The sequence below is a fragment of the Candidatus Neomicrothrix sp. genome (assembly GCF_035329545.1).
GTDB lineage: Bacteria > Actinomycetota > Acidimicrobiia > Acidimicrobiales > Microtrichaceae > Microthrix > Microthrix subdominans.
Genome location: NZ_DAOLGP010000044.1, coordinates 17,908 through 27,783, shown reverse-complemented (window position 1 = coordinate 27,783; position 9,876 = coordinate 17,908). Strand labels below are relative to the sequence as shown.

The window sequence follows — 9,876 nt, the reverse complement described above, 5'->3', positions numbered from 1 at the left end:
AAGGATCGACGCTCAGCCGGTCGCCGCCCAGGGGCAACCCGTGTTGGCCAAAATCTTCCCGGCCGACGCTCTCGACACGAACCCCCAACCCGCCCCCGAACCCAGCCGGGCCTCGGCCGCCCGGGCAGCCATCCCGACCGCCTCAACAGCGTCAGCGAACGGGGTGCCGGTCGGGTCGATCCGAGGCAACAACGGGTCCAGGTCGTGGGCCAACACCGTGAACCAAACCCGGACCTCCTCCGCGTGGGTGGCAAAGCGGCGCAGCCAACCCCGCACCGTCGAGGACGGCACCCCCAACCGGGCAGCCGACCAACGGAACCCCCGACCGGCTGCCTTCGCGACCAGAGCGAACCCGATCGACCAGACCGCGTCCCGGCGGCGCAACAACCCGAACGCTCCCAACAACACGTGGGTCCGGCCACAACCCCCGCAACGGGACCGACGAGGAATCACGTGCCACACCCCGCCGCCACGAACCCGCAACACCCTCGAACGGGCCCAACCCCACGGCGCCAGAACGCCCCCGCAAACCGGGCACTCCAACCTGCCATCGAACAGGTCGCGCTCGACTTCCGTCGCGTTGGTTCCTACGATCTTCACCAGTGCCCCCGGGCATCAGGAAGAGCCCTCCCGATTGCTCCAGCCAGAGAAATCGCGGGAGGGCTCTTGCGCGTCTACAAAGACGCGAGCCTCACCCCGACTACACCCGTGACGCCACTCCACCCATGCCCACCATCAATGTCACCAACCCAACCCCCCATGCCCATCGGAGGTGGCGCTCAACAACACCCAGTTCGAAGCCATACCGATCACACCACACGACTGGCACGGCGACTGGAACTACACCATCAGCCAAACACCCCAAACGCCCAACTAATCCCGCGGCGGGCCCTAGGAGTATCGTTACGACGACATCCCCTTTGAGCCCACGCCAAGTGCGATGAGCTTGGTCGTGGAGGTAGTCGACGTCGACGCCCTCCGCCAAGAGCTCTTTTTTTAGGGCCACCAGCTCGTCTCGATAGATGCCTAAGTCGCCGTCGACCTGCTCCGGCAACACGACAACGTCGTGCGTCAAGCAGATGACATCAATCGGCTCTGGTTCAGCGGGTAGTAGCAAGCATTGCCTGTCCATCTGAACGACGGTAGCCGAGGCGCTCGACACGACCGGCGATGTGAGGACGTCGGGGCGGAGTGCGCTTCTAGTCCGCGACGCGACGGCGGCGGGTTGCTCCAATTTCGTTGAATTGGCGGCTTACCAAAGACCGCTGGCACCTGATGACGACGGCCCTAGAGGCGTACCCCAAATCCGCTGAACGATAACCAGTCTTCCCCTGGACGAGATCGCCGCAGCAACTTAGGCGACCGCCGCCGGATCGTTGCCCGTCGCCTTACACATGCGTTCGAAGTGCTGAGGGTCAACCGCCTTCAGAAACTCCATAGATCGACGAATCTGACCATGAACCGCGCGCGCATCCAAAACGTCCATACTTTCGCTACCCTCACCATGGGAGAACCGATTGCAGAAGTCGTACACATCGCGGTACGGCTCGCTCTCCTGGACTTGGACAAGCACCTCCAGCTGCTGCAGGAAGTCCGGTCGATGAGGGGCCTTATAGCTTGCGAAGACTTCGAGAACACGTCGAGCAGCGTTCGGGAGTAGGAAGAGTCGCTCGTGATCCTCAGGCTCAGAGATGCCGGTCATGACCATCGAGAAGAGGTAGGCGTACTCCGTTGAGTTCTGCATTAGCAGGCTAGGGAGTTGACCCAGTCTTGAACAACGCCGCCCGTCCGCAGTCCCGGTGTACATCTCCAAGAACGCTACCTTCGGGAAGCGCATCTCGTCCGAATCACCATCCCTGATCTGCTTCATCGAATTACCCCATGCGTTCCGATGGGACTTGAGGAAAAGCCGCAGAAGGCTGAAGTCGTGCGTGAGCACGATGTACTGGCCGAAGCCCTTCAACGTGTCGAGGAGCCACTGGTGAGTTGCGAAGAGCGATTCACGGTCGAGAGAGCTTGAGGGATCATCGATGACGACCACTCGCTGCGAGGGGTCGCCCCCGGGCACCTGCTCATCTTCCAGTTTCCGAAGAAAGTACAGCAGCGACAGCGTGGTGCGTTCTCCGTCGCTTAGATCCGTGCCCGGCTTGTCGGACCGTCGACATGCGTAGGACTTGCCATCCGGCGTCACTACGACGCTCAGGTGGTCCTTGCCGTAGACACGGGCAAGGTCCCGCGAGAGCGTGTCCGCCATATCCTTGGTAGTGAACTTCGCCTGGCGTACTGCATCGAGCCGCCGTCCGGCCAGATCGGCGGCCGTCTTGCTTGTCGAAGTCTTCTCCGCACAGCCCATCGCCTGTTCTTCGAGATCGCCAAATACGGCGCTCTGCGAGCCCACTAGGTGGTCAAGGATGACCTGCTTCCGTTCAGCGGTGATTTCCTCGTGGCGGCGAGCTTGATCGTTGTGCTCCGTGACAGCTTGCGACAGCACCGTCGTCGAGATACCGCCGGTGAGCAACGACCAGTTCGGGATTTCTGGTTCCGATGTAGGGTCGGCAACCTTCGCTTTCAAACAGCCCTCGACCGATCCAATCACAGCCATTCGCTCCCTGACTTCTGCGTTGGCTCGACCTATCGCATCTTCACATGTCTTCTGAAGGTCGCCAGCGAGGCTGGTCGGGTCTGGCAATCTCGAGATCCAGGTGACGAGGGCCTCCTTCTCAGCGGCGACGGCGTCCAACAAACCCTTCGCCCTGCCGCGGATCCGAAGCCAGCTCTCATCGAAGTGGCGTGCGAGCTGATCCCGTCGCTCATGACCGATCGAGCCGGCGCAGAACAAGCACTCGTCGAATTCCTTATGAAGCTCGAGCCCCCGCTCCACCCATGTTTGCGCTACCGGGTTCCCTTCAAGCGCTTGAAGGGCAACGCGCGTGGGGGTCTCCATAAGTACTTCGGCCAGATCGGCCAGGCGGTCACTCACTCCTGTTGGCGGCGCGGGTACCTCCCGCACGACGTTGAGCGCTCCCTCTCCAAGACGCTTCAATGCGTCTGCGTGCGCGTTGCTGTCCGGGGCCTCCCCCCTGTACTTTCGCAGCTCTCCTTGGACTCTCGAAATCGAGTAACGGTTCTTCGTGAAGTAGTTATAGTCGAACTCCTTGAGCTCAGAGACGATGCGGTCTTGGACCTCTCGTGCTAGTTTGTCGACTTTGCGATCAGCCGCCTTTCGCTGCTTTTCAGCCTCGATCGCCTCCTCGTGCCAGCTTGCGATTTCAGCCTCGAGTCGGTCCTCCTCTTCCTTGGCATCAATCGCTTCCCGTCCTAGGGTGACGATTGCGGATGCGCTCTCGCCGTCCAAGAAGTCAGAGAGGTTCGCCTCGACCCACTTTCGGGTGAAAACTGCCATAGAGGAAGGGCTCGCCCCGCCTGAGCTGATGGTGAATCGACGTTCACTCTCGTCCTCCCACACGACGTCGGTGGCACATCGACCTTCGGCGAGGCTGAGAAGGACCTCGGATAAAGTGGATTTCCCGCTGCCATTGTGCCCGTAGATCACCGTGCGGCTGCCCACCGGTAGGTCATCGGGCCAGAAGCCTTTGTCAAGAGATCTCCACTGATCTTCGAGGTCGAGTCGGCGAAGCATCCATCAAACCTACTTGCCCTCGAGGATTGAGGCAGGGACTAACGCGAGCTAGCCGAGGCCACAACCCCGCGAACGGCCGTCAGCTCTCAGGCGGAGCGCTGGCTTAGACGCTAATCGGGCGTCAACCATAAGGCATTTTCAAGGGCTCTGTGCCCTCAGATTAATGTGGTACGACCAAACGAAGTCAATGCTGAGTGGCGCTTGCACCGCCAGTGGGGTGTCGCTCCCGACTATCCACCCAATGGCACGGACCGAATAACGAGCCGCAACTCTTCTCGTTCGCTGGACAAACAGAAGACTCTAAGCCCGTTTGCGCAACGATTTAGCTGGTCGAGGTGCGTGGTTACGTTGATCGAAGAAGAAGCGACTGTTCAAACGAATCACGAAGGTGGAGCGGCCGCTACTCGCCGAGGAGGAGGCCCTTCAGGGATACCTCGATTCGGCGGTTCTTGGCCCGGTTGGCGGCGGTATCGTTGGGGAACGCCGGATCGGAGGAGCCCTTCCCGACGACGGTTACCCGGGAGGCATCCACGCCCTTATCGACCAGGTAGGTCTTGAACGCCTCCGCCCGCTCCTCGGACAGCTTCTGGTTGGCGGCGGCATCGCCGGAGCTGTCGGTGTGGCCGGTGATCGTCATCTGGGTCTGGTCGAAACGGCTCATGATCGCCACCCCCAGGTCGGCCAGGCTGAAGAACGACTCGGGCAGGTCGGCCGACTCCGCCGGGAACACGAATGGCTCGGCGACGATGATGACGCCGTCGTCACTGGGCGAGCTGGACTTATCGACCTGGTACAGGTTGAAGACGTTGTCCTCGCCCAGGATCTCCTTGCCGGCGTTAATACGGCGGTTGCCGTCGGCGTAGCTGGGCACCTTGCCGGCCAGGAAGAGCTTGCCGCCCTGGTACACGCCCATGCGCTCCACCCCATCGGGTAGGGGCACCTTGGGCGTGCTCTTCGGCGGCGTCGGCGTGGAGACAAACCCGTCGGTGGACGACGATGCGTCCTTCGCTCCTTCACCGGGTTTCGAGTCTGGCGTGTTGGACGCCGACTCCCCCGTCACCGCCTTCACCTCGATGTCGTCGACGCCCTCGACCCCGGCCAGCACGTCGGGGATCCGCCCCGAGTCATCAGCGTCGACCCCGGAAACGGTGATGGTGCCGTTCTCGCCCGCCTGCACCTGAGCGCCGGCAATGCCAGCCTTGTCGAGGGCCGCTTCGGCGCTAGTGACCACCTCGCTGCTGCCGTCAGAGTCGGGCGCGCCCACCGTCACGATCGTCACCCCGATCAGCACCACCAGGGCCGCCACTCCGATGCCGAGCACCGTCCAGCGGCTCACCCCACCAGGGCCGTCGCCGTCGGACATCTCAGGCGCTGGCGTCATGCGTGTTTCTCCCCCGTCCAAACCCGCTGGCCGCGGTGCGGCCGGCCGGTTTAGGTGACGAGCGGAATGGTACGGCGCATCGTGCCGTCCGTCATGCGACGTTCGACAATTCACCGTGTGTGGTCGAATGGACGCGCATGGTGGTCGTCTGCCCGAGGGTCAACCGTCGAGAAGCCGGCGGGCCGCCTCGATGACCACCCGCCTGGTGGTGACCTCGACCTGTTCGGCGGCGTGCTCGTCCGGCGTCTCGGACATGAGGCGGTTGGCGATCACGCCGGCGACGCACCCGGCCCTCAAACCCTGGGTGGCGCACATGGTGAACAGCGTGGCCGATTCCATCTCGTAGTTGAGCGCCCCCATCGACCGCCACGCCTCCAGGCTGCCCTCGAAGCGCTCGACCACCCGACCCGAGAACGTGTCGTAGCGCTCCTGGCCAGGGTAGAAGGTGTCGGACGAGACGGTGACCCCCACGTGCGGCTCGACGCCCAGGGCCCGGGCGGACTCGACGAGCGCTGTGGTGCAGGCAAAATCGGCCACCGCAGGGAACGCAATCGGAGCGAAGTGCTCGCTGGCGCCGTCGAGGCGAACGGACGCCGTGCTGACGACCAGGTCGCCAATGTTGAGGTTGTCCTGGATGGCGCCGGTGGTGCCCGCCCGGAGGAAGGTGCGGATGCCCAACTGGGCTAGCTCCTCGACCGCAATCGATGTGGACGGGCCGCCGATGCCCGTCGAACACACGACGACCGGGCGGCCATCGAGGTGACCGAGCCACGAAACGAACTCCCGCTGGCTGGCCAGCGCCCGGGGGCGCTCCATCATCGAAGCAATGCGCTCGACCCGGCCGGGGTCGCCGGGCAGGATCGCCACCGTGGCGCCCATCAGCTGGGGTCGAGACAACCCGAGGTGGAAGACGTCGGCCATGGTGGGCAAGGTAGCGCTGCAGCCTTAACCGGCTGCAGCGTCGCCGACGACCGCCAGGCCGCCGTCGCGCTGGGGAACGAACAGCCGCCCCTTCCAGGCGGTGACCGGCGCCTCCACGCAGCCGCCGACGTTGACCGACCAGCGCTCCTCGGGGCCCTCACTGCTGAGGTCCCAGGCACGCAACAACCCATCGCAACTGCCAAGTACCATCGCATCGTCGACCATCACCGGCGTCGCCCGGGCGGGCGCCTGAATCTGTCGCACCCACAGGACCTCGCCTGTCGCACGATCGAAGCCGGCCAACTCGCCTTGCTCGCCGGTGACGACGACCAGGCCGGCGGTGATCACCGGCGCCCCGACGACGCCGGACTCGCTGAGCCCGGCCTCGGTCGACGACCACACGAGCGGATCGTCGGGTCGGCTGGGGTCGAGCTTCATCACCCGGCCGAGCTCGTTGACGCGGCCGTTGCGTCGGTGTCCGGCGGTGGCCAGGTAGATCGCCCCGGTCTCATCCAGCGTGATCGACGTTTTGACCGCGTCACCCGCCCAGAAGCGCAGCACCCGTGTGGGCTGACCGCCGCGGTCGAGCGGGGACAGGTCCCAGCCGGTGAGCAGCCCGCCACCGTTGACCACCCAGGCGATGGAACCGTCCATGGCGATCGAGGCGTCCACCCCGGTCTCGCGGTCGCCGAGCACTGCGTTCAGTTCGTCGTCCCAGGTGGGGATGTGCGCTTCGAGTTTGGGATCGACCCGCACCCGACCACCTGCGTCCATCGAACGGTTCAACTTGATGACGTGCAGGTTGGAGTTGCCCCCTCCGACGACCAGCCGGTCGCCGCTGAGCAGCGGCGAGCCGCTCCAGTCGGTGCCCCACTGCGAGGGGCTGACCGACGAGGCGCGCAGGCTCCACACCACGTCGGGGGTTCCGCCCCGGTCGAGGGCCACCACCCGCAGCTCGCCGTCGTCGCCGCCGACGTACAGGAGGGGGTATCCGTCGGGGTCGAGGGTGGGGGTGGCCCGGATCGGCCGCGACGTTTTCAGCGGGCTGAGCAGCTGCTCGCCGGTGTCGGCGTCGCTGAAGCCGACCTTGCCGTCGAGGCCGGCGGTGATCGCCCAGGTGCGGCCCTCGCGTTCGGCGATGAGCGTCTGCGAGCTGGGGCCGGCGCCGGAACCGGCCGGGTCGTAACGATCGACCACCCGGGGGTCGGCCGGAAGCGGCCCGGATCCGTTGAAGCTGCGGCTGGGATTGCCCAGGAAGGTCAGTACCCCCGGAACCTCGGCCGACCACTGGCGACCAAAAGAACCGGCGCCGGTGGAATCGCCGCCATCGGCGATCGGGACCGAGCCGACAGGCCCCTCCCCGGTGGCGGCACCGGCACGGTCCACCTCGGAGCCCTTCGACAGTGGCCAGGCGATCAGGGTGATGGCCAACGCACCGATGACGAAGAACACGCGGGGTGGCTTCCAGATGGGCACCTCCCACCAAGGGGCCGGCGGATCGCCCGCCGCTCGGCCGGACGGGGCGTAGGCGTCCGGCTCGTACCCGGCGTGTTCGAACTGATCAGCCGACACCACCTCGGGGACCTGGAGGATCCACTCGTAGCCGTTCCAGGCGTAGTCGCCATCCACGTGCTGCTCGTGTGCGTATCCGTCATCGACATAGGCACCGTCGGCGACCTGTCGGTCGACGACGCGGTGATCCACCACGCCATCGTCGACGAAACCGTCGTCGGGGTAGCCCTCGTTGATGTAGCCCTCGACTGAGTGGTCGTAGGGCCGCTGGCCCGTCTCGACCCACGAACCGTCCACCTGGGGATAGACGCCGCTCAGCGGATCGTCGAAGTCCTCCTCGGTGAGATCGACCCAGCGGCCCGGGCGCACGGGCGCGCCGACAACGACGGGCGACCAGGCCCGCCCTTGCGCGGGACGACCCCGTCTCGCAGCGTCGCTGGGACGCCGAGAGCCGTGGGGTTCGTCGGAAAACTGAATGGAGTCGCGTGTGTCCATGCCGCCTGCCCCGCTGCTTCGCCGACGATAGCGGTGGGGTTAGCGGGGTTCGCGGACCCTCCGCCCTCTCGGTTCGCAGCCCCGGGCTGTAATGGCGCACCCGCCTGGGCGGGCGCCGTACCCTGGCACCATCCCCCGACGGGCCTGCCCAACGCGCTGCTGCGGGCGGGGATCGTGTTCGACGACGTGGCAGGTCAGCGATGAGTCAAGAGGCACCGTTCCAACGATCCGAGGCGCTGGGCGCTCTGCGGACCAAGCACTTCGACCTGGTGGTGATCGGAGGCGGGATCACCGGTGCGGGCGTCGCCCTCGACGCCGCGGCTCGCGGGCTGCGCACCGCGCTGATCGACGGCGGCGACTTCGCCTCAGGCACGTCGTCGAAGAGCTCCAAGCTGGTGCACGGCGGGCTGCGCTACCTGCAACAGGGCGATGTGTCGCTGGTGTACCAGGCGCTGCACGAGCGTCGGCGGCTGCTGGCCAACGCCCCCCACCTGGTGGACATCCAGCCGTTTCTGCTGCCGCTGTTTGCCAAGGACGGGCTGATCCCCAAGAAGCTGTCCCGCACGCTGGGCGTCGCCATGTGGGCCTACGACGCCACCGGCGGCTGGCGCATCGGCAAGTTTCATCAGCGGATCGACACCGCCGAAGCGATCGCCCACATGCCCACGCTGCCCGCCGACAAGATCGGCGGCGCCTACATCTACTACGACGCCGCGGCCGACGACGCCAGGCTGGTGCTGACCGTGATCCGCACCGCCGTGCTCGACAAGGGCGCCGTTGCGGCCAACCGGGTGCGAGCCCTGGGGCTGGCCAAGACACCGGGCCGCATCATCGACGGTGTGGAAGTGGAGGCCGACGGCGAGCGCTTCACCATCGCCACCGGAGCGGTTGTCAACGCGGGCGGCGTGTTTGCCGACGACGTCCGGGCACTCGACGAGGCGGCCCACCCCCGCTCGATCACCCCGGCCAAGGGCATCCACCTGACCGTGCCCTGGGACCGGGTGCGCAACGACATCGGCGTGATCCTGCCGGTGAAGGGCGATCGGCGGTCGGTGTTCGTCGTGCCGTGGGGCGACCACACCTACGTCGGCACGACCGACACCAACTATGACGGCCCGATCGACGACCCGCAGTGCACCCCGGAGGACGTCGCCTACCTGCTGGGCGCACTCAACGCCTGGACCGGCGCCGGCCTGACCCACGCCGACGTCACCGGCACCTGGGCCGGGCTGCGACCGCTGGTGACGAACGGCGGGTCCGGCCGCACCGCCGACCTGTCCCGTCAGCACAGCGTGCTGACCTCGCCGAGCGGGATGGTGACCGTGACCGGCGGCAAGCTGACCACCTACCGCCAGATGGCCGCCGACGCCGTCGACGAGGTAGTCGGCTCGCTGCTGGGCGCCGACCTGCCCGACGTGGCCAAGCGTTCGCCGACCGCCCGGCTGGCCCTTCGGGGCGCCGACGGCTGGGACACGATCGCCGACGCCGCCGTGGCAGCCGGGCTGAACCGAGCCACCGGTGACCACCTGGCCCGTCGCTACGGCGGGGAGGCCACCGCACTGTTGGCCGACATCGCCGAGCGCCCCGAGTTGGCGGAGCCGATGGTGGAGGGCCTGCCCTACCTGCGGGCCGAGGCCCGCCACGCCGCCCGGGCGGAGATGGCCACCACGCTGGTCGACGTGCTCAGCCGCCGCACCCGCGCCCTGCTGCTGGACCGCAACGCCACCCGCCGGGCCGCACCTGCGGTCGCCGCCGACGTCGCCCCGCTGCTCGGCTGGGACGAGGCCGAGATCGCCCGCCAGGTGGCGGCGTTCGAAGCGGTCGTCGACGCCGAGCTGGCCGCCGAGACCGACCAGGCCCTGCCGCCGGGCGTTCCCGCCGGCACCCGCGCCTAGCGCCCCCCTCTCCCCCTCTCGAAAGGACCCGC

The 9,876-nt window shown here is 66.5% G+C and carries 6 protein-coding genes; 1 reads left to right on the top strand and 5 read right to left on the bottom strand.

Annotated features, from left to right (window positions below; genetic code table 11):
• Positions 1-12 precede the first annotated feature (12 nt).
• From PKD89_RS17515 to PKD89_RS17495, 5 genes are all read right to left on the bottom strand, one after another.
• Positions 13-408 carry a helix-turn-helix domain-containing protein gene (locus PKD89_RS17515; RefSeq protein WP_324332656.1) on the bottom strand — a complete coding sequence of 132 codons (396 nt, stop codon included), beginning with the start codon at positions 406-408 and terminating at the stop codon, positions 13-15.
• A gap of 946 nt (positions 409-1,354) precedes the next feature.
• Positions 1,355-3,640 (bottom strand): AAA family ATPase, encoded by a 2,286-nt coding sequence (locus PKD89_RS17510; RefSeq protein ID WP_289012089.1) that lies wholly within the window; start codon positions 3,638-3,640, stop codon positions 1,355-1,357.
• A 400-nt stretch (positions 3,641-4,040) separates the two neighbouring features.
• Positions 4,041-5,021 carry an OmpA family protein gene (locus tag PKD89_RS17505; RefSeq protein ID WP_289012090.1) on the bottom strand — a complete coding sequence of 327 codons (981 nt, stop codon included), beginning with the start codon at positions 5,019-5,021 and terminating at the stop codon, positions 4,041-4,043.
• A gap of 159 nt (positions 5,022-5,180) precedes the next feature.
• Positions 5,181-5,942 (bottom strand): uridine phosphorylase, encoded by a 762-nt coding sequence (udp, locus tag PKD89_RS17500; protein ID WP_289012091.1) that lies wholly within the window; start codon positions 5,940-5,942, stop codon positions 5,181-5,183.
• 24 nt (positions 5,943-5,966) lie between these two features.
• Positions 5,967-7,949, bottom strand: coding sequence for a PQQ-binding-like beta-propeller repeat protein (locus PKD89_RS17495; protein WP_289012092.1), 1,983 nt, complete (start codon positions 7,947-7,949; stop codon positions 5,967-5,969).
• A 200-nt stretch (positions 7,950-8,149) separates the two neighbouring features.
• Here PKD89_RS17495 and PKD89_RS17490 point away from each other — a divergent pair, with 200 nt between their 5' ends.
• A complete protein-coding gene (locus tag PKD89_RS17490) occupies positions 8,150-9,844 on the top strand; it encodes a glycerol-3-phosphate dehydrogenase/oxidase (RefSeq protein WP_289012093.1) in 1,695 nt (564 codons plus the stop codon).
• Positions 9,845-9,876 lie beyond the last annotated feature (32 nt).